Source organism: Streptomyces sp. NPDC002386 (genome assembly GCF_053593175.1).
Genome location: NZ_JBSFBX010000021.1, coordinates 51,805 through 72,528, shown reverse-complemented (window position 1 = coordinate 72,528; position 20,724 = coordinate 51,805). Strand labels below are relative to the sequence as shown.

The 20,724-nt window shown below is 71.9% G+C and carries 17 protein-coding genes; 11 read left to right on the top strand and 6 right to left on the bottom strand.

Translation table 11 applies throughout. From position 1 onward, the window contains the following. Window positions 1–279: 279 nt before the first annotated feature. The 3 genes from ACWCPN_RS32110 to ACWCPN_RS32100 all read right to left on the bottom strand — a co-directional run bounded on the left by ACWCPN_RS32110 (window position 280) and on the right by ACWCPN_RS32100 (window position 4,286). The gene (locus tag ACWCPN_RS32110; RefSeq protein WP_451213443.1) at window positions 280–1,386 is read right to left on the bottom strand and encodes an aliphatic sulfonate ABC transporter substrate-binding protein; all 1,107 of its coding nucleotides are present in this window, start codon (window positions 1,384–1,386) and stop codon (window positions 280–282) included. 402 nt (window positions 1,387–1,788) lie between these two features. Then, the gene (locus ACWCPN_RS32105) at window positions 1,789–3,021 is read right to left on the bottom strand and encodes an acyl-CoA dehydrogenase family protein (RefSeq protein WP_451213440.1); all 1,233 of its coding nucleotides are present in this window, start codon (window positions 3,019–3,021) and stop codon (window positions 1,789–1,791) included. A gap of 233 nt (window positions 3,022–3,254) precedes the next feature. Next, window positions 3,255–4,286: an amino acid ABC transporter permease gene (locus tag ACWCPN_RS32100; RefSeq protein ID WP_451213437.1), complete on the bottom strand. Its 1,032-nt coding sequence runs from the start codon at window positions 4,284–4,286 to the stop codon at window positions 3,255–3,257. A 737-nt stretch (window positions 4,287–5,023) separates the two neighbouring features. On the opposite strand from ACWCPN_RS32100, the gene ACWCPN_RS32095 reads away from it, so the two are divergent. The 11 genes from ACWCPN_RS32095 to ACWCPN_RS32045 all read left to right on the top strand — a co-directional run bounded on the left by ACWCPN_RS32095 (window position 5,024) and on the right by ACWCPN_RS32045 (window position 16,735). Continuing rightward, a complete protein-coding gene (locus tag ACWCPN_RS32095) occupies window positions 5,024–6,166 on the top strand; it encodes an LLM class flavin-dependent oxidoreductase (protein ID WP_451213434.1) in 1,143 nt (380 codons plus the stop codon). Window positions 6,167–6,282: 116 nt separating this feature from the next. Continuing rightward, window positions 6,283–7,179 carry an ABC transporter substrate-binding protein gene (locus ACWCPN_RS32090; protein ID WP_451213431.1) on the top strand — a complete coding sequence of 299 codons (897 nt, stop codon included), beginning with the start codon at window positions 6,283–6,285 and terminating at the stop codon, window positions 7,177–7,179. Window positions 7,180–7,200: 21 nt separating this feature from the next. Then, window positions 7,201–8,238, top strand: a complete 1,038-nt coding sequence (locus ACWCPN_RS32085) for an amino acid ABC transporter permease (protein WP_451213429.1) — start codon at window positions 7,201–7,203, stop codon at window positions 8,236–8,238. Beyond that, entirely contained in the window at window positions 8,235–8,999 is a 765-nt protein-coding gene (locus tag ACWCPN_RS32080; protein WP_451213426.1) for an amino acid ABC transporter ATP-binding protein, read from the top strand. The genes ACWCPN_RS32085 and ACWCPN_RS32080 overlap by 4 nt, the downstream gene beginning before the upstream one ends. 39 nt (window positions 9,000–9,038) lie before the next feature. Continuing rightward, complete coding sequence (locus ACWCPN_RS32075; protein WP_451213422.1) at window positions 9,039–10,022, top strand: ABC transporter substrate-binding protein; 984 nt, start codon at window positions 9,039–9,041, stop codon at window positions 10,020–10,022. 27 nt (window positions 10,023–10,049) lie between these two features. Further along, a complete protein-coding gene (gene ssuE / locus ACWCPN_RS32070) occupies window positions 10,050–10,607 on the top strand; it encodes an NADPH-dependent FMN reductase (RefSeq protein WP_451213419.1) in 558 nt (185 codons plus the stop codon). Between the two features lie 47 nt (window positions 10,608–10,654). Next, window positions 10,655–11,818 (top strand): LLM class flavin-dependent oxidoreductase, encoded by a 1,164-nt coding sequence (locus ACWCPN_RS32065; RefSeq protein ID WP_451213416.1) that lies wholly within the window; start codon window positions 10,655–10,657, stop codon window positions 11,816–11,818. A gap of 56 nt (window positions 11,819–11,874) precedes the next feature. Further along, window positions 11,875–13,083, top strand: coding sequence for an LLM class flavin-dependent oxidoreductase (locus tag ACWCPN_RS32060; RefSeq protein ID WP_451213413.1), 1,209 nt, complete (start codon window positions 11,875–11,877; stop codon window positions 13,081–13,083). A 14-nt stretch (window positions 13,084–13,097) separates the two neighbouring features. Next, window positions 13,098–14,507: an NtaA/DmoA family FMN-dependent monooxygenase gene (locus tag ACWCPN_RS32055; RefSeq protein WP_451213411.1), complete on the top strand. Its 1,410-nt coding sequence runs from the start codon at window positions 13,098–13,100 to the stop codon at window positions 14,505–14,507. Further along, on the top strand, window positions 14,504–15,595 hold the full coding sequence (locus tag ACWCPN_RS32050; protein WP_451213408.1) for an LLM class flavin-dependent oxidoreductase: 1,092 nt from the start codon (window positions 14,504–14,506) through the stop codon (window positions 15,593–15,595). The genes ACWCPN_RS32055 and ACWCPN_RS32050 overlap by 4 nt, the downstream gene beginning before the upstream one ends. 12 nt (window positions 15,596–15,607) lie before the next feature. Then, window positions 15,608–16,735: an LLM class flavin-dependent oxidoreductase gene (locus ACWCPN_RS32045; RefSeq protein WP_451213405.1), complete on the top strand. Its 1,128-nt coding sequence runs from the start codon at window positions 15,608–15,610 to the stop codon at window positions 16,733–16,735. A gap of 64 nt (window positions 16,736–16,799) precedes the next feature. Here the strand turns inward: ACWCPN_RS32045 and metX are convergent, their stop codons facing one another. The 3 genes from metX to ACWCPN_RS32030 form a co-directional block, all read right to left on the bottom strand. Next, on the bottom strand, window positions 16,800–17,966 hold the full coding sequence (metX, locus tag ACWCPN_RS32040; RefSeq protein ID WP_451213402.1) for a homoserine O-acetyltransferase MetX: 1,167 nt from the start codon (window positions 17,964–17,966) through the stop codon (window positions 16,800–16,802). A 5-nt stretch (window positions 17,967–17,971) separates the two neighbouring features. Continuing rightward, window positions 17,972–19,333: a bifunctional o-acetylhomoserine/o-acetylserine sulfhydrylase gene (locus tag ACWCPN_RS32035; protein ID WP_451213399.1), complete on the bottom strand. Its 1,362-nt coding sequence runs from the start codon at window positions 19,331–19,333 to the stop codon at window positions 17,972–17,974. Window positions 19,334–19,762: 429 nt separating this feature from the next. Further along, a complete protein-coding gene (locus ACWCPN_RS32030) occupies window positions 19,763–20,587 on the bottom strand; it encodes a DUF1684 domain-containing protein (protein ID WP_451213397.1) in 825 nt (274 codons plus the stop codon). Window positions 20,588–20,724: the final 137 nt, after the last annotated feature.

The following is a 20,724-nucleotide window of genomic DNA, read 5'->3' as shown; positions in this document are numbered from 1 at the left end:
ACGGGTACCCCGGGGGGTATTCCTGAGGTCGGAGTGGGGGAAGGGGATGGGGGAGTGGGCAGGGGCCCGCCTCGGCGCAGTGCGCAGGCGGACGGGCGGGTGGGGCGCGCCGGGAGGGGGTGCGGCGGCGACCGGCAGGTGTCCAGTGACGTGACGGAGGGTGTCCCCTCCCGCACACATGACAGCGGGCCGGCCATCCGTACCCGCGTGAGCGGAGGATGACCGGCCCGGTGCCGGGGCCAGGTTCGAGCGGGGCGTGCCCGCCGCGGTCGGCCGGTGCTACTCGGTGCCGAGGCCGGCCGCGTCGAGGCCGTCCTTGCCCTCGGCCTTGAGGACCTTGTTGAGAGGCGCGAGGTCGTAGATGCCCTTCAGGTCGGGCTTGTCGAGCAGGCCCGCCGCCACCGCGTGCTCGGCCTCGGTGCCGAGGGTCGAGGCCAGCGGGTCGTCGAGGAAGGTGATGGACTTCCACGCCGGGTCGATGACGTCCGCGGGCAGCGCCTTGCCCGACAGCTCCTCCAGCGCCTTGTTGGCGGACGCCTTCGCCTCGTCCGGGTTGGCGTTGATCCACGCGTTGGTCTTCACCGAACCGCGCAGTACGGCCTCGACGACGTCCGGGTGCTCCTTGAGGAACTTCTGCGACACGATGATGTTCGTGATCACGAACTTCTTGCCGGGCCACAGCGTCGACTCGTCGAGCAGGGTCTTGCCGCCCTCGGCGACCAGCTTGGACGCGGTGGGCTCGGGCACCCAGGCGCCGTCGATGGAACCGGACTTGAAGGCGTCCGGGGTCACCTTGTTGTCGGTGCGGACGACGGAGACGTCGCCCTTGCCGCTCTGTGCGTCGACCTTCCAGCCCTGCTCCGCGGCCCAGTTGAGGAAGGCCACGTCCTGGGTGTTGCCGAGCTGGGGTGTGGCGATCCGCTTGCCCTTGACGTCCTTCAGGGACTTGATCTTCTTCGGGTTCACGACCAGCTTCACGCCGCCGGAGGCCGAACCACCGATTATCCGCAGGTTCTTGCCGTTCGACTTGGTGTAGCCGTTGATGGCGGGGGAGGGGCCGATCCAGCCGATGTCGATGGACCCGGCGTTGAGCGCCTCGATCTCGGAGGGGCCGGCGTTGAAGGTGGAGGTCTTGATCGTGGTGCCGCCCAGTTCCTTCTGGAACAGGCCCTCCTGGACGCCCACGAGTGCGGTGGCGTGCGTGAGGTTGGGGAAGTAGCCGATCTTCACCTCGTCGGTGGACAGCTTCTCGGCACCCGCCGCGACCGCGCTCTTCTTCCCGTCGTCGGTCGACTCGGAACCGTACCCGCAGGCGGTCAGCAGGACGGGGAGCGCCGCGAGGGCGGCGAGGGTGCGCAGGGTGGTGAGCGGTCTTGCGGCAGACACGGAGGTGTCCTCTCAGGGGAGGGGTGAGCGAGGAGGCGCGGAATGCGAGCAGGGCTGTAGGCGGGCGCCGTTGGGCACGTGTGCTCCGCCGGCCGATCCACGGCAGCGGGGAAACGGATCCGGACCCGTGGGCGGATCGGGAGGCGCGTCAGGCGAAAGCGACCGGCCCGCCCGGGCGGGCGGGGTTCGCGGACGGCTCAGACAGGCGACAGATGGCACTGGACGTGCGGCCGAAGTCGATGTGCCGACGTGAGGTCAGCGCGAGCGGCGGGAGGAACGCGCGGTTCGGTGCCCTCATGACCACACCCCCGCCTTCCCTAGTTTTCCTACCTGGTCGCTAGGGATGGTGGCAGAAGGCGGCGCTCACCCCAAGGGGGTGTTCGCATGATGGACGGTCGGCGCTCAGGCGGGCAGGACGAACGGCGGGTGCGCGCCGTTGAGGAAGTAGTCCCCCACGTCGCGGAGCCGGGGGGCCACGGGCTCGTACAGGGTGTGCGTCCGGGCGTTGCGCCAGAAGCGGTCGAAGCCTAGCCGGGAGGAGGCCGACCGGGCGCCGACGATGTCGAGGGCGCGGGCGGTGGACTCCTGCGCGGCCCGGGACGAGGCGGCTTCGGCCATGGCGACCAGGACGGAGATGTCCGCGTACTCGTCGTAGGTCAGGTCCGCGCCGCGTGCCAGCCCGCCGTGCACGGCCTCCAGCGCCTGATCGGTGAGTGCGGACGCGGAACGGGTGAGGACGGCGAGTTCACCGTAGGCGGCCAGCACCTGCGGGTCCTGGTCGGAGCCGGCCGGCCGGGCCGGGTGCGGGGCCGAGTGGCCCGCCCGGCTGTACTCCCGGGCCTCGGCGAGCACCCCCTCCGCCATGCCGAGACGGAGCTGGACGGAGAGAAGACGCCCCACCGGAGAGGCCAGGGCGGTCGGGGGCGACAGGATGTCCTCGTCCGCGGACAGGGAACCGAGTACGTCGTCGGCGGCGACCGGTACGGAGTCGAACTCCACGCTACCGCCCGCCGCGAGACGCTGGCCGAAGGTGTCGGCGTCGCCACCGGTACCGACGCCGTCGTGGGCGGGATCGACGACGACGGCGAGCGGTTCGCCGGTATCGGCCCGCACGGCCCGCACGGCGAGGCGGTCGGCGACCAGGACTCCGGTGGAGTAGCTCTGCCGGCCGTCGAGCACATGGCCGCCGCCGCGCGCCCGGGTCAGCGTCAGAAGTGAATCCTGACGGGCCAGACCGCCGCCCCAGCACCACTGCTCCGCCGCGCACCGCCGCTCCAGCCGGGCGGCGCGGGAGGGGTCGGTGAGGAACCGGGCGCTCCACGCCAGGAAGTAGTGACCGCCGAGCAGTTGGCCGATCGCGCCGTCCGCCGCCGCGATCTCCCGGACCACGGCGTAGGCCGTGGTCCAGTCCGCGCCGCCCCCTCCCGACTCCGCCGGCACGAGAAGCGCCAGCAGTCCCGCCTCGCGCAACCGGGACACCTCGTCGAGCGGGGGTTTGCCCGCCTGCTCCCGGGCCACCGCGTCCGTGGCCAGGTCGTCCGCCGCCTCGCGGGCCACGCGCAGCCAGTGCGCGTGGCCGGGTCCGGTCGGGCCGGAGTCCGGAAGGGGGCCGGACGGCGCGGTGGCAACGTCCATGGTGGAGGTCTCCTCGAAGTCAACGGCAGGGTTTCGAGGGGCGGTTGGCTCACCAGCCCGCCCGTGCTGCCAGGTACCGGCCGTGCGCCTCGCGCCCGGCGGCGAAGGGGTCGTTGCCGCAGCGGCGCGTACATCATCCTGCGCATCCCGCCGGGCCGGCGTCAACGCTTCCCTAGTAAATCGATAGGAATTATAGGGAAGGCGCTGAGCGGACGTGTTCACCGCGGATGTGTTCACCGGTCGCCGTCGACCGCCGGGCGGGCCTCCGGTGCGGTCGCCCTCTCCAGCCGGGCGCGCAGTCCGGCCGCACGCACCTTGAGCCTGTGCAGCGGGGTGGGCGGCAGCCGGTGGGTGGAGCCGCGCGCGTAGTGCCGCTCGACGTAGAACTGTCCCGCGCTGAGCAGCGTCGTGACGGCGATGTACCAGAGGGTGGCGACCATCAGCAGCGGGATGATCTGGTAGGTCTGGTTGTAGACCAGTTGCACCGAGTACAGCAGGTCGTGCACGGCCAGCACGCTGACGATGCTGGTGCCCTTCAGCGTGCCGATCAGCATGTTGCCCGCGGCCGGCACGATGGAACGCATCGCCTGCGGCAGGACGATCCGGCGCAGGGTGCGCAGCCTGCCGATGCCGAGAGCCTGGGCGGCCGCCGTCTGGCCGGCGTCCACCGAGAGGATCCCGCCGCGCACCACCTCGGCCGCGTAGGCGGCTTCGTGCAGGGTCAGCCCGATGACGGCGGTGAGGGTGGGGCCGAGCAGGTCGACCGTCCTGACGGTGAAGAACCGCGGCCCGAACGGGATACCGAGGCCGAGCGTCGGGTAGAGGGCGCCGATGTTGAACCAGAACAGCAACTGCACCAGCAGCGGGGTGGACCGGAAGATCCAGACGAATCCCCAACTCAGCGTACGCAGCACCGGGTTGCCGGACAGCCGCATCACCGCCAAGGGGATGCCGAGCAGGAAGCCGAGCACCATGACCACACCGGTCAGCCAGAGCGTGAGCAGCAGCCCGTCGAGCACGGCGGAGGTGGTGAAGTACCGGCCGACCACGGCCCACTGGAAGGCGTCGTTGCGGACCACGGAGTCGACCGCCATGGCGAGGGCCAGCAGCGCCGCGCCGGCCGTCAGCCGGCGGCCGAGGTGCCGGCGGGGCACGATGCGCGGCAGGTCGGCGGCGGGGCCCTGGCCGGGGGTCGCCCGGAGGTCCGCGGGCGGGGCGGATGCCGGCGGGCGGGAGGAATCGGTGACGTCGGACGGCGAAACCATCAGGGGGACTCTCCAGGGGAGGGAGGCGCGGGCGCCGTTGACCGCACGGCGGCACACACGTGCGCGGAATCCGCGCGGAGACAGCGCGGGCAGGAGGGGGCGGGCGGCCCCGGTTTCGGCGTCGTCACGGTCGCCGCGTCCCTCAACGCGGCCGGAACGGCCGCCGCGCGCGGCGGAGCCGTTTCCTCCTCGATCGTATGCGGCGGCGGCGCGCCGGTGTCAACCACGCGGGAGCGGCTCAACGCCCGTCCGTCATCCGGGCCGTGGTTGACGGAACGCGAGATGTACTGCTCAATTAAGCACATGAATGCCGATCAGCGCCTGGTCACCCGTGGCCACATCGACTTCGGTCGGGTGTGGTCCGCGGCGTGTTGCGCCTGAAGCGGCAGCGGGCCGTCCGACCGGCCCTTCCCTCCCTCGGTCACCCCGTCGCGGGCCGAGTTCCTCCCCTCGTGGCACCGTCCCACGCCCTCGCCGACACGCGCTGATCCGAGCTTGATCCGCGCTTGATCCGCGCTGATCCGTGTGGGGACGGTCCGCGGGACGCACCGACGCGCGCTGCCGCCGCCCCGCTCAGCCGACGCCCATCGCCCCCGCGTCGTCACACCCGCTCAACCCGTCTCCCAGCACCCGGGACGTGCCGTCGCACGATCCGCGGGGCTGCTGCTCCGCCGTGCCCGCCGGCCGCTCCGCCTGCCCGGACCCGGCACCGAAGACCTGAGGAAAGGCCATCTCCCATGCCAGTGGAGTTCCTCGGCATCGCCGCCACCAACGACGGCTCCGAGACCACCCCGCGCTCCGGCGCCGCCTTCGACAAGGAGTACACGCTCCGGCTCGCCCGGGCCCACGAGGAGCACGGGTGGGACCGGGTGCTGTTCGCCTACGGCTCCGGATCGCCGGATCCGGCGCCCGCCGCCGCGTTCGTCGCGAGCCGGCTGGACCGGCTCCAGATCCTGCTCGCCCACCGCCCGAACGTCTCGTACCCGACCTTCGCCGCGAAGACCTTCGCCACCCTCGACCGCATCAGCGAGGGCCGGTTGACGGTGCACTTCATCACCGGCGGAAACGACCACGAGCAGGGCCGCGAGGGCGACACCCTCACCAAGGACGAGCGCTACGCCCGCACCCGCGAGTACATCCGGATCGTCAAGAAGATCTGGACCAGCCGCGAGCCGTTCGACCACGAGGGCGAGCACTACCGCTTCCACGACTTCGTCAGCGACGTCTTCCCCGTCCAGCAGCCCCGCCCCAGGGTGTCGTTCGGCGGTTCGTCACCCGCCGCGTACGCCGCCGGGGGCGCCGAGGCGGACATCTACTGCCTGTGGGGCGAGCCACTGGAGCGGACCGCCGAGCAGATCGAGGAGGTCAGGGCCGCGGCGAAGGCCGCGGGCCGCGCCGACGTGCCCCGCATCCAGGTCGCGTTCCGCCCGATCATCGCCCCGACCGAGGAACTCGCCTGGGAGAAGGCCCACCGCACGCTCGGTGCCATTCGGGAGCGGCGCGCCGCCGGCCCCGTACGGCCCCATCGCGGCGCCGCGACTCCTGAGAACACCGGTTCGCGGCGGCTGGTCGCCATCGCCGAGGCGGGGGAGCGCTACGACCGAGCCCTGTGGACCCCGACCGCCGCCGCCACCGGTGGCGCGGGCAACTCCAACGCCCTGGTCGGCACCCCGGAGACGGTCGCCCAGGCCCTGCTGGACTACTACGACCTCGGTGTCGACATCCTCTCCGCACGCGGCTACGACCTGCTGGGCGACGCCATCGACTTCGGCCGGTACGTGATCCCGATCGTCCGTGAGGAGGTCGCCAAACGCGACGCCGAACGCGAGACCGAGCGGGCGGCACACGGGCCCCGGACCTTCGCGGCGGTGGGCGAATGACTTCCGTGTCCCGACCACCCCACCTCGGCGGCCGGGACGGGAAGGGGGGCCGCCCCGCAAACCTCCGAAGGTCCGCAACCCGTCCGCGGGTCGCCGCCGGCCTCGCGCTGCTGCCCTTGCTGGCGGTGGCCGCCTGCGGCTCCGGCGACACCCCCGGCGCCACGGCGGTGGGTGCCCAGGCGTCCCCCGCCCCGACCGACGACCCGGTCGCCGCCGTGCGCGAGGTGGACTCCGTCGCCGCCCTGCTGCCCGCCGGCGTCCGCAGGGCGGGCACGCTGCGGGTCGGCAGCTCGATCGGGTCCCCGCCCGGCGCGTACTACCCGAACGGCCCGGACAAGGCGCCCGCCGGCCAGGACATCGACCTCGCCGACGCGGCGGCCAAGGTCCTCGGCATCCGGCTGCGGCGTCAGGGTGCCTCGTTCGAGACGATCCTGCCCGCCCTGGGCAGCGGCAAGTACGACTTCGGCACCGGCAACTTCGGCGTCACCACCGAACGCCTGAAGACCATCGACTTCGTCACCTACATCGACGACGGCCAGGGCTTCGCGGTGAAGAAGGGCGGGGCCGTACTCAAGAAGAAGGTCACCGACCTCACCCAGCTGTGCGGGCTGACCATCGGCACCGGGGCGGGCACCACGTTCGAGGCGACCCTCACCGCGCAGAAGGACGTGTGCGCGAAGGCGGGCAGGAAGCCGTACGACGTGCAGGTCTACTCGGAGAACGCGGCGACCCTCACCGCGCTCCAGCAGGGTCGCATCGACGTGATCATGTCGACCATCAACGGCCTGCGCCACCAGGCCGCGCAGCCCGCGTCGGGGACGGCCTTCGTGGGGGAGTACCACCGCCTCGACGTCGGCTTCGCCTTCAAGAAGGGCTCCCCGCTCACCAAGGCGTTCCAGGCCGCCGTCAACGAGCTGATCGAGGACGGCACTTACGCCCGGATCCTCAGGAAGTGGGGCACCTCCGCCTCCGCGATCGAGTCGTCCCGGATCAATCCGCCCGAGCACAGCTGAGAGTCGAGCAGGAACATGACGATGTCATCCACCACCGGCGCCGCCCCGCCCGGCGCGGCCCTGCCGGACACCGCCCCCGACCCCGGCGCGCCGCCCGCTCCGGACGAGCCGGCCGCTCTCGAGGTCGTCCCCGTCCGCCACTACGCCCGCTGGACGGCGGCCGTCGCCGTGGTCGTGCTGGTCGCCCAGTTCGTGCACGGGCTGGCCACCAACCCGGTCTGGGAATGGGGAGTCTTCGGCGACTACGTCCTGTCCGAGACGATCGTCCAGGCGGTGTGGGTGACCCTTCAGCTCACCGCCTACGCGACCGTGCTGGGCTTCCTCCTCGGTACCGTCCTGGCCTTCATGCGACTCTCACACAGCCCGGTGCTGCGGACCGTCGCCTGGACCTACATCTGGATCTTCCGGTCCATCCCGATGATCGTCCAGCTCGTGTTCTGGTTCAACCTGAGCGCTCTGTACGAGGAGCTGGGCGTCGGCGTCCCCTTCGGCCCGGTGCTCTGGTCGGTCGACAGCAACAGCCTGATCGGCACCATCGGGGCCGCCGTGATCGGGCTGACGCTGCACCAGGCCGCCTACGCGGCCGAGATCGTCCGCGGCGGCGTCGTCTCGGTCGACCACGGCCAGCTGGAAGCCGCCGCCGCGCTGGGCATCCCCCGGCTGCGGCAGATCCGCCGGATCGTGCTGCCGCAGGCCATGCGCGCCATTCTGCCCACGGCAGGCAACGAGATCATCGGCCTGCTCAAGGGCACCTCGGTCGTCTACGTGATGTCGATCGGCGAGCTCTTCTACCGGGTGCAGGTGATCTACGGGCGCAACGGCCGGGTGATCCCGCTGCTGCTGGTCGCCACCGCCTGGTACGTGGCACTGACCTCCCTGCTCTCGGTCGCCCAGTACTACGTCGAGCGCCGGTACGCACGGGGCGCCGGTCGCACCCCGCCGCCCAGCCCGCTCCGGCGCGCCCGCCGCTTCCCGCGCGACCTGCTCGCCGCGGCGAACCGGCGCGGTGGTCCCGTCATCCCCCTGAAGGCCCTGGCACCCGCGGGAGAAGGCCGATGAACGACGTGATGGTGGACGTGCACGGCGTCCACAAGAGCTTCGGCCCGCTGGAGGTGCTCCGCGGCGTCGACCTGCGGGTCCGCGCCGGCGAGGTCACCGTGATCCTCGGCCCCTCCGGCTCCGGGAAGTCCACGCTGCTGCGCACCATCAACCACCTGGAGAAGGTCGACCGCGGCTGGATCGGCATCGACGGCGAACTCATCGGCTACCGCCGCGCCGGCGGCAAGCTGCACGAACTGAAGGAGCGGGACGTCCTCAAGCAGCGCACCCACATCGGGTTCGTCTTCCAGAACTTCAACCTCTTCCCGCATCTGACCGTGCTCGACAACCTCGTCGAGGCCCCCGTCTCGGCGCTGCGCCGCCCTCGTAAGGAGGCCGAGGAAAGCGCCCGCCGGCTGCTGGAGCGCGTCGGCCTGGCCGACAAGGCGGACGCCTATCCGCGGCAGCTCTCCGGCGGCCAGCAGCAGCGCGTGGCCATCGCCCGCGCGCTCGCCCTCGAACCCAAGGTGCTGCTCTTCGACGAGCCCACCTCCGCGCTCGACCCGGAACTGGTCGGCGAGGTCCTCGACGTCGTCAAGGACCTGGCCCGGACCGGCACCACCATGATCGTCGTGACCCACGAGATCGGCTTCGCCCGCGAGGTCGCCGACACCGTGGTGTTCATGGACGGCGGGGTCGTCGTGGAACAGGGTCCGCCGGCGGCCGTCCTGGACGCCCCGCGGCAGGAACGTACCCGCGCCTTCCTCTCCAAGGTCCTCTGACCGCCCCTCACCCCGCACGCCCACGCAAGGAGAACGACCGTGCCCACCCTCACCGCCCGCCGAACCGCCGCGGCAGGCCTCACGCTCGCCTCGGCCCTCGTCCTCGCCGCCTGCGGCAACCCCTCCGACGGCGGCACGACCGAGGTCGCGGCCACGACGGGCGGCAGGACGAAGATCAACCTCAGCCCCGAACAGCACCGCGTCACCACCGGCAGGGTCGAATCCATCGCCGCCGAGGTGCCCGAGGCGATCCGCGAGAGAGGCACGCTGGAGATCGTCGGCTCCTCCGGCTCCGCCGCGCCGCTCACCTTCTACGCCACCGACAACAAGTCCGTCATCGGCGTCGAGCCCGACATCGCCCACCTGGTCGCCGACGTCCTCGGCCTGAAGCCGCACGTCAACACCGTCTCCTGGGAGAACATCTTCGTCGGCCTCGACAGCGGCAAGTACGACGTCGGCTTCAGCAACATCACCGACACCGAGGAACGCAAGGAGAAGTACGACTTCGCCGCCTACCGCGAGGACAACCTCGGCTTCGAGGCGAAGAGGGGCAGCGGTCTGAAGGTCACCGGGCCCAAGGACGTGGCCGGCCGGACGGTCGCCGTGGGCAGCGGCACCAACCAGGAGAAGCTGCTCATCGAGTGGAGCAAGGAGGACGTCAAGGCCGGCCTGAAGCCGGTGGACATCAAGTACTACCAGAACGACAGCGACACCTACCTCGCCCTCCAGTCCGGCCGGATCGACCTCTACCTCGGCCCCAACCCGACCGCCGCCTACCACGCGGCCACCACCGGGAAGACGGAGGTCGTCGGCACCTACTCCGGCGCCGGCGCCACCCTCCAGGGACTCATCGCGGCCACCACCAAGAAGGACAACGGACTGGTCAAGGCGCTCGCCGACGCCCTCGACAAGATCATCGAGAACGGTACCTACGCCAAGGTGCTGAAGCGCTGGGGCCTGTCCGACGAAGCCGTGGCGAAGTCGGAGATCAACCCGCCCGGTCTGCCCAAGACCAACAAGTAGCCGTCCCCACGCCCCGAAAGGTCCGCCATGGCCACCGTCCTGTCCGTCTCCGGAAGTCCCTCCGCCACCTCCCGCACCGGCCGGCTGCTGCGCCACCTGGACGCGCGGCTCACGGCCCAGGGACACCAGGTGATCCCGCTGGACGTCCGCACCATCCCCGCCGACGCCCTCCTCGGCGCGGACTTCCAGCACCCCGCGATCCGCGAGGCGGCCGCGCTCTTCGACCGCGCCGACGGGGTGGTGATCGGTACGCCCGTGTACAAGGCCGCCTACTCCGGGCTGCTGAAGGCGCTGCTCGACCTGCTGCCGCAGTACGGCCTGGCCGGCAAGACCGTCCTTCCGCTGGCCACCGGCGGAACCACGGCCCACGTCCTGGCGATCGACTACGCCCTGCGTCCGGTGCTCAGCTCCATGGGCGCCGCGCATATCGTTCAGGGCTGGTTCACGCTGGACAAGGACATCGCGGTGGGCGACGACGGCAACCTGACCGTCGCGCCGGGTCCGGCCGAGGCCCTCGCACAGGTCGTGGACCAGTTCTCAGTCGCCCTCGGAAGCCGTACGGCCCTGCTGGCGGCCGCCGGATGAACGCCCCGACCGCGAACGCCGACGACCCGCGAGAGATGTGAGCCCCGGTGAACCTCACCTTCCACTGGTTCCTGCCCACCAACGGAGACAGCCGTCATGTCGTCGGCGGCGGCCACGGCACCCCGGCCACCGTCTCGGGACAGGACCGGCCGCCCACGGTGGCCTACCTGAGCCAGATCGCCCGCGCCGCGGAGGACCTCGGCTTCACCGGTGCGCTGACCCCCACCGGCGCCTGGTGCGAGGACGCCTGGCTGACCACCGCCATGGTCAGCCGGCACACCGAGCGGCTGAAGTTCCTGGTCGCCTTCAGACCCGGCTTCGTCTCACCGACGCTCGCCGCGCAGATGGCGTCCACCTTCCAGCGGCAGAGCGGCGGCCGGCTGCTGCTCAACGTGGTCACGGGCGGGGAGAGCCACGAGCAGCGCGCCTACGGTGACTTCCTCGACAAGGACGCGCGGTATCGCCGTACCGGGGAATTCCTGCACGTCGTACGCGAGTTGTGGGAGGGCGGGACAGTCGACCTGGACGGCGAGCACCTGCGGGTCGCGGACGCCCGGCTCGCGCGGCTGCCCGACCCCGTCCCCGAGGTGTACTTCGGCGGCTCGTCGCCCATCGCCGGTGAGATCGCGGCGCGCCACGCCGACGTCTACCTCACCTGGGGGGAGCCTCCGGCCCAGGTCGCCGAGAAGATCGCCCGGATCAGGAGGCTCGCCGCCGGTCAGGACCGGGTCCTCCGCTTCGGGATCCGCCTGCACGTCATCACCCGCGACACCTCCGAACAGGCGTGGGCGGAGGCGCACCGCCTCCTGGACGGCTTCGACCCGGAGACGGTGCGAGCGGTGCAGGAAGGGCTCGCCCGCAGCGAGTCCGAGGGGCAGCGGCGCATGCTCGCCCTGCACGGCGGCGGCAGCCGCGCCTCCCTGGAGATCCACCCCAACCTGTGGGCCGGCATCGGCCTGGTGCGCGGTGGCGCGGGCACGGCTCTGGTCGGCAGCCACGCCGAGGTGGCCGAGCGGATCAAGGAGTACCACGCCCTGGGCATCGAGGAGTTCGTCCTCTCCGGCTACCCGCACCTGGAGGAGGCGTACTGGTTCGGCGAGGGCGTGCTGCCGAGGCTTCGGGCGCAGGGTCTGTGGACCCACCCGCTGCGCGCCCAGGGGGCCGCGCCCGCCGCCCAGGTTCCCTTCGCGGGCTCCGGAGTTCCGCGATGAGCACACGGTCGCGACCGTCCCGCCCGGCACTCCCGCACCAGGAAGGCACCCCTTTCGTGTCCGCATCCCCTCCGCTCCGTCTCGCCGTCGCGCTCGACGGCACGGGTTGGCACCCGGCCGCATGGCGTGAGCCCGGCGCCCGGCCCCGCGACCTGCTCACCGCCGGCTACTGGGCCGCCCTCGTGACCGAGGCCGAACGCGGCCTGCTCGACCTTGTCACCTTCGAGGACGCGCTCGGACTCCAGTCCTCGCACCCCACAGAGCCGGACGGCCGCACCGACCAGGTACGGGGCCGGCTGGACGCGGTGCTCATCGCCGCCCGCGTCGCACCGCTGACCCGCCATATCGGCCTGATTCCGACGGTGGTCGCCACCCACACCGAGCCGTTCCACATATCCAAGGCGATCGCCACCCTGGACTACGTCAGCGGCGGTCGCGCGGGCCTGCGCGTCCAGGTGTCCGCACGGCGGAACGAGGCGGCGCACTTCGGCCGCCGCTCCTTCCCGCCTCTCGGCGCCGGGGACCGGGACACCCCTGCGGGCAGGGCACTGATCGGCGAGCTCTTCGAGGAGGCCGCCGACCACGTCGAGGTGGTACGCCGCCTGTGGGACAGCTGGGAGGACGACGCGGAGATCCGTGACGTCGCCACCCGCCGCTTCATCGACCGCGACAAACTGCACTACATCGACTTCGAAGGCCGGTACTTCAGCGTCAAGGGCCCCTCGATCACCCCCCGGCCACCGCAGGGACAGCCCCTCGTCAGCGCGCTCGCGCACCACGGCGCGGCCCGCCGACTGGTGGGCGGTTCCGCCGACATCGGCTACATCACCCCGCACGACACCGACCAGGCCCGCGCGGCCGTGGAAGAGATCCGCACCGCCCAGGCCGCGGCGGGGCGGGCCGAGGAGCCGCTGCACATCTTCGGTGACCTGGTCGTGTTCCTGGACGGCGACCCGGCGACGGCGAAGGACCGCAAGGCCCGCCTGGACGACCTGGCGGGACACTCCTACGCCAGTGACGCCGAAGTGTTCACCGGTACGCCCGCACAACTGGCCGAACTGCTCCTGGAACGGCGCCGGGCCGGACTCAGCGGCTTCCGTCTGCGCCCCGCGGCGATCGGGCACGACCTGGAGGCCATCACACGGGGCCTGGTGCCGGAACTCCAGCGCCGAGGCGTCTTCCGGCGCGCCTACGAGGCGGACACCCTGCGCGGCCTGCTCGGACTCGAACGCCCCGCCAACCGCTACGCAGCCGTCCGAGCCTGAGGAGCCCCACGACCATGAGCGACCCGACCACGGGCAGGCCCCTGAAGCAGATCCACCTCGCCGCCCACTTCCCCGGCGTCAACAACACCACCGTGTGGAGCGATCCACGGGCGGGGAGCCACATCGAGTTCAGCTCGTTCGCGCACTTCGCCCGGACCGCCGAACGCGCCAAGTTCGACTTCCTGTTCCTCGCCGAGGGACTGCGGCTGCGTGAACAGGGAGGCCGGATATATGACTTGGACGTGGTAGGACGGCCCGACACCTTCACCGTGCTGTCCGCCCTCGCCGCGGTCACCGAACGGCTCGGCCTGACCGGCACCATCAACTCCACCTTCAACGAGCCCTACGAGGTGGCCCGCCAGTTCGCCACCCTGGACCACCTGTCGGGCGGACGCGCCGCCTGGAACGTCGTGACCTCCTGGGACGCCTTCACCGGCGAGAACTTCCGCCGTGGCGGCTTCCTCCCGCAGGACCAGCGCTACTCAAGGGCCACGGAGTTCCTCGCCACCGCCACCGAACTGTTCGACTCCTGGCACGGTGACGAGATCGTCGCCGACCGCGAATCCGGCGTCTTCCTCAAGGACGCGGGCGTCGGCACCTTCGTGCACCGGGGCGAACACTTCGACATCGAGGGCCGGTTCGACGTGCCGCGCAGCCCCCAGGGCCGCCCCGTGATCTTCCAGGCCGGCGACTCCGACGAGGGCCGCGAGTTCGCCGCGTCGAGCGCGGACGCCATCTTCAGCCGGCACAGCACCCTGGAGGCGGGGCGGGACTTCTACTCCGACGTCAAGGGACGCCTGGCCCGCCACGGCCGAACCCCAGGACAACTGCTCATCCTCCCCGCGGCGACCTTCGTGCTGGGCGACACGGACGCCGAGGCGCGGGAGCGGGCGCGTGAGGTGCGACGCCAGCAGGTCAGCGGGCAGACCGCGATCAAGTACCTGGAGCACGTCTGGAACCGGGACCTGTCCGGCTACGACCCGGACGGCCCGCTCCCCGACATCGACCCGGATCCCGGCGAGAACACGATCGCCCGCGGCCGGGCGAGCGTCCGGATGTTCCGCGACCCGATCGCCGTCGCCGCGCAATGGCGCGAACGCGCAGCGGCCGGGAACCTGTCGATCCGCGAGCTGGTCATCGAGACCACCGGCCGCCAGTCGTTCGTCGGCTCCCCGGCGACCGTCGCCGAGACCATCAACACCTTCGTCCAGACGGACGCCGCCGACGGCTTCATCCTGGTCCCGCACATCACTCCCGGCGGTCTCGACGAATTCGCCGACACCGTCGTCCCGTTGCTCCAGGAACGCGGTGTGTTCCGCCACGACTACACGGGCACCACACTCCGCGACCACCTGGGCCTCGCCCACCCCGACGCCCGCCCCGACCTCGACGCGCGGCCGCCGGCCCGGCAGGTGGCGCCGTGAGATTCCTGGCCGTCACCCTCATCGTGCACGCCCCGGATCCCGTGACCGGCGTGCGGAAGTCCACCGGGGAGCGCTTCCGCGAAGTGATCGACAACGCGCTGCTGGCGGAGGAGCTCGGCTTCGACGGATTCGGCGTCGGCGAACGCCACGAGCGGCCGTTCATCTCCTCCTCGCCACCGGTCGTGCTGAGCCACATCGCCGCGCTCACCTCGCGGATCCGGCTGTTCACCGCCGTCACCACGCTCAGCCTGCTCGACCCGGTGCGCGCCTACGAGGACTACGCGACCCTGGACCACCTGTCCGCCGGCCGCCTCGACCTGATCATCGGCAAGGGTAACGGCGCCGCCCAGCGCGAGCTGTTCCACGTCACCCCCGAGGACCAGTGGGACCGCAACGCCGAGAGCTACGAGCTGTTCCGCCGGATCTGGCGGCAGGACAAGGTGAGCGCCGCACCGCGCTTCCGCCCCGCGCTGACGGACGCCGAGGTGTGGCCGAGGCCGCTCCAGCGGCCCGTCCGGGTCTGGCACGGCAGCGCGACCAGCCGGGAGTCGGTCGACCTTGCCGCACGGTACGGAGATCCGCTCTTCTCGGCCAACGTCACCCACCCCATCGAGCCGTACGCCGAACTGATCCGCCACTACCGGGAGAGATGGGAGCACTACGGCCACGACCCGGCGCTGGCCGTCGTCGGCGCGGGGACGGCCGGCTACTACGCGGCCCGCACCTCGCAGGAGGCGGTCGCCGCGTACCGCCCCGTGTTCGAGGGCCATCTCGCCCTCCAGAAACGGCTGGGCGCCGAGCCGGTGTTCACCAGCCTCGAGGACTTCGTCGAACGCAGTTCGGCGCTCATCGGCAGCCCCCAGCAGGTGATCGACAAAGTCCACCGCTACCACGAGCGGTTCGGCCACAGCGTGCTCCACCTGCACGCCGACGCGGGCGGGCTCACCCGGGCCCAGCACCGTGCCTCGCTCGAACTCTTCCAGTCCGACATCGCCCCCGTGCTGCGCCGTGACATCCCCGACCCGCCGTTCCCCTGGGCCCCGGTCCTCGCCGGACCCGCGTCCGCATCCGTGCCCGCCAACCACTAGGAGCATCCGACCGTGTCCGGCATCCCCCTCGGGGTTCTCGACCTCGTCCCGGTCTCGTCCGGTTCCACCGCCGCCGAGGCCCTGCACAACACCATCGACCTCGCCCGGCAGACCGAGCGGTTCGGCTACACCCGGTACTGGTTCGCCGAGCACCACCTCAACCCGGGGGTGGCCGGCACCTCGCCCGCCGTCGTGCTCGCCCTGACCGCCTCCGCGACCTCCACGATCAGGATCGGTTCCGGAGCCGTACAGCTCGGCCACCGCACCGCCCTGTCCACCGTCGAGGAGTTCGGGCTGATCGACGCCCTGCACCCCGGGCGCCTCGACCTGGGCCTCGGCCGCTCGGGCGGCCGGCCGTCCGCGACGGCCGCGGGACCCCGGCCGACCACGACCCCCGTCGTCGACGGGCGCGCCCCCAACGGCCTGCTGATCCCGCCGCGCTTCTCCCCGCGGCACCTGCTCGGTTCACCGCGCTTCCTGCTCCAGCAGCGGCTGCTGCACCAGCCCGGCGCCTCCTCCCAGGACTACGACGAACAGGTCGACGACATACTCGCGCTTCTGCGCGGCGACTACCGCTCGGCGGACGGCGTCGAAGCGCACGCCGTACCGGGCGAGGGTGCCGATGTGCAGGTGTGGATACTCGGCAGCAGCGGCGGACAGAGCGCCGACGTCGCGGGCCGCAACGGCCTGCGCTTCACCGCCAACTACCACGTCAGCCCCGCCACCGTGCTGGAGGCCGCCGAGGGCTACCGAGCCGCCTTCCAGCCCTCGGACCATCTGGACAAGCCCTACGTCAGTGTCTCCGCCGACGTGGTCGTCGCCGAGGACGACGCGACCGCCCGCGAACTCGCCACCGGCTACGGCCCCTGGGTCCGCAGCATCCGCACCGCCGAGGGCGCCATCCCGTTCCCGACCCCGGATCAGGCCCGCGCCCACGCCTGGACCGACGCCGACCGGGCCCTGGTGGCCGACCGTGTCGACACCCAGTTCGTCGGCTCCCCGGGGCGCGTCGCCGACCGGCTCGAACAACTCCAGGAGGCCACCGGCGCGGACGAGCTGATCATCACCACCATCACCCACGCCCACACCGACCGCGTGCGCTCGTATCAACTCCTGGCCGAGGAGTGGCAGCGCCGATGAGCTGATCGCGGGCCGGCCGGGCCCAGCGAGATCACCTTCCGCGAGACGACTTGCTGACGGAACGTCAGGAAGGGTGATCGCCTCCGGCCTGCCCGACGAGTTCTCGCACGAGTGCGGAGACTTGCTCCAGTTCGGTGAGGAAGCCGTCGTGACCGCCCGGGGACTCGATCACCCGGAGGTGATCGGCGGTGGGGATGCCGGCGGCCAACTCGGCCTGCTGGGAAAGTGGGTAGAGGCGGTCGGAGTTCACTCCGGCGACGAGCGTCCGGGCCGTCACGCGGCTCAGGGCGGCACGTGTACCGCCCCGGCCACGACCGATGTCGTGACTGTTCATGGCCTGCGTCAACGTGACGTAGCTGCCCGCGTCGAAGCGGCGCACCAGCTTGGCGGCATGGTGGTCGAGGTAGGACTCGACCCGGTATCGGCCGCCGTCCCAGGGGTCCTCGGCGCCCTGCGGCGCGCGGCCGAAGCGGTCCCGCAGCTCCGGTTCGCTGCGGTAGGTGACATGGGCGAGGCGGCGGGCCAGGCCGAGTCCCGCGTGCGGGCCGAGACCGGGGCCGGCGTCGTGGTAGTCGCCGCCGCGCCAGTGCGGGTCGCCGCGGATGGCATGGAGCTGGATGTTCGCCCAGGCGATGTGTTCCGCGCTCGCCGCGGCAGCCGTGGCGAGCAGCAGGAGCGCTCGCGTCCGCTCCGGATGCGACACCGACCATTCCAGCGCCCGCATTCCGCCCATCGACCCTCCGACGACCAGTGCCCAGCGGTCGATGCCGAGGGCGTCGGCGAGACCGGTCTCGGCCGTCACCTGGTCGCGTTGCGTCAGGAAGGGAAAGCGGCCGCCCCAGCGGCGTCCGTCCGGTGTGCGGGACGACGGCCCGGTGCTGCCCTGGCAGCCGCCGAGCACGTTCGGGGCCACGACGAACCAGCGGTCCGTGTCGAGCGCCCGCCCCGCGCCGATCAAGCCGTCCCACCAGCCGGGCGTGGGGTGGCCGGGCTCGGCGGCACCGGCGGCGTGGCTGTCACCGGTGAGGGCGTGCAGCACGAGCACCGCGTTGGAGCGGTCGGGCGCGAGCCGCCCCCACGTCTCGAACGCGAGCCGGAAACCCGGGAGTTCACCGCCCGCCTCCAAGGAGAGCGGCTCGTCACGTTCGTACCACTGGCGGCGTCCGGGCGGGTCCCCCTCCCGCCACGCCCCGGAGGCGGGCGGGAGGGGGACCGTGGCGGGCGTCAGCACGGTGTTCAGGACGCGCCCTTCGCGGCGCGGAAACCCGCCTCCAGGTCGGCCTTGAGGTCGGCTAGGTTCTCGATGCCGACCGAAAGGCGCACCAGACCCGGAGAGGCGCCGGTGGCCGCCAGCTGTCCCTCGTCGAGCTGGCTGTGCGTCGTGGACGCCGGATGGATGATGAGGCTGCGGACGTCACCGATGTTGGCGAGGTGGCTGAACAGCTCGACCGCGTCGACGAACCGCTTGCCGGCCTCGACACCGTCCCGCAGTTCGAAGGAGACCACGGCACCCGCTCCCCGCGGGAGGTACTTCCGTCCCGCCTCGTACCACCTGCTGCTCTCCAGACCGGGGTAGTGCACGGCGGCGACCTCGTCCCGCTGTTCCAGCCACTCGGCCAGGGCCCGGGCGTTGGCCGAATGCCGCTCGATCCGCAGGCTGAGGGTCTCCACGCCCTGCAGGAGCAGGAAGGCGGAGTGCGGGGAGAGGGCCGGTCCGAGATCGCGGAGCAACTGCACCCGCAGCTTGACGGCGAACGCCCCCGGGCCGAGCGCGGGCCAGTACCGCAGCCCGTGATAGCTGGGGTCGGGCTCGTTGAAGTCCGGGAACCGCTCGGCGTGCGCCCCGAAGTCGAAGGTGCCGCCGTCGACGACCACACCCGCGATGGCCGTACCGTGGCCGCCCAGGAACTTGGTCGCCGAGTGGACGACGATGTCGGCGCCGTGCTCGATGGGCCGCAGCAGATAGGGAGTCGGGACCGTGTTGTCCACGATCAGCGGCACCCCGGCCGCGTGCGCCACGTCCGCGACCCCCCGCACGTCGAGCACGTTGCCGCGTGGGTTGCCCAGTGTCTCCGCGAACAGGGCCTTGGTGCCGGGCCGGATCGCGGCCCGCCATGCCTCCAGGTCGTCGGGGTCGTCCACGAACGACACCTCGATGCCGAGCCTGGGCAGCGTGTGCCGGAACAGGTTGTACGTGCCGCCGTACAACGACGTACTGGACACGATGTGGTCGCCCGCCCCGGCCAGCGTCAGGATCGCCAGAGTTTCCGCGGCCTGCCCGGAGGAGAGCGCAACGGCCGCGGCCCCGCCTTCGAGGGCCGCGATGCGCTGTTCGAAGACGTCCTGGGTGGGATTGTGGATCCGGGTGTAGATGTTGCCCGGCTCGGCCAGCGCGAACAGGTCGGCGGCATGCCGGGTGTCCCGGAACACGAACGACGTCGTCTGGTAGATGGGCGTCGCGCGGGCGCCGGTCGTCGGGTCGGGTGCGGCGCCCGCGTGGATCTGCTTGGTCTCGAAGGACCAGGCGGAGGTGTCGGGACCGGGGGATTCGTCCTCGGGGGTGTGGCCGGCGGTGACGGAGTCGATGGGCTGGCTCATGGTGGCTCCCTTGTGCGGAGGGCGGAGACGCGCGGTACGGGACGCGGACACGCGGATGCGAGGAAGTGCCGCAGGGCCGCGAGCCGGGCTCTGAAGAGGGCGGCGTTCAGCGGGATGCGGTGGAGAAAGAGACCGGTCGGAGGCCGGAGCGGGGACTCAGCTCGCGGCAGGACAACGCGTGGTGGTGACACGCACGTAGTCAACGTGGCGGCGGGTCACGAGCACGGTCATGGAGCCAGGTAACCACATGGACGCGGTCACGCACCAGCGCGACATGGCCGCTTCCTCTTCCGGGGCGCGCCGGTGACCGCGACCGCGGTCCGTGGCGTGCGCCGTCGCCGGCTCACACCGGCCGGGGTTCCTCCGCCACCACAGTGCGGCGGAGGAACGGCAGGCGGGGGCAGGGTGTGCCGGGTGTCGGCGCGGGGCTCAGGATCCGCCGCGCTCGCGGGGGATCTTCTGGCCCGCCTCGATGGCCACCGGCAGCCGGTTCTCGGCCGGCGGCAGCGGGCAGGTGGCCAGGTCCGTGTAGGCGCACGGCAGGTTCGCGGCACGGTTGAAGTCCAGGACGACCGTGCCGTCGGCTGCGGGCGGCCCGACGGCCAGGGCCCGGTTGGCGGCGTACGTGGTGACCCCGGAGGTCGCGTCGGTGAACAGAACCATCAGCCCGCCCGCACCGCGTCCGGGGAACGCGGTCAGGGACAGCGGGCGCCCGTGCAGCTCGCACTCGATCCTGCCCGGCGCGTCGTACACGTGCTCAAGGCCCTCGACGGCCGCGCCCACGGTGGTCGGCCGCGGCTCGTCGAAGGGTATGTACCGGCCCGTCACGGCCCAGCGCGGGTCGGGGGCGTAGGCAGGTGTTCCGGTGAAGGCCGTGCGCAGCGGCGCGTCCGGGTGCCGGGGGCGCACGATGTCATGGCCGCCCCGCCGGGCGACCTCGACGACGGCGTCCCCCCAGACCGCTTCCACTCCGCCGCGCTCGGGAAGCACACCGAAGCCGTGTTCACCCCGCACCACCGTTCCGCCGACGACCAGTTCCTCCCCGTCGCCGAGGTGCACGACGACCCCGTCCTGCCCGGTGTGCCACGCTCCGGGTGCGTCGGGGAAGCGCTGCGGCCGGTCGTCGAGCCAGTGCAGACCGGTGACGGCCAGGAACCCGTGCGGGGCGGCGAGCCCGGCTTCCTGGGCGCGGTACCAGTCCAGCCAGTCCTCGGTGAAGAGCTGGAGGTCCGCGGTGGTGGTCCCAGTGGTCATGATTTCTCCTTGGTCGGGCGAGGCTCGGCCTCGCACGGCGGGGACAGGGCATCGGGGGGCGAAGACCGGCGGCGTCGAGTGCCACGCCCACAGTCATGCCATTCAGAACGGCCCTCGGCCGAACCCGCATTCCGCCC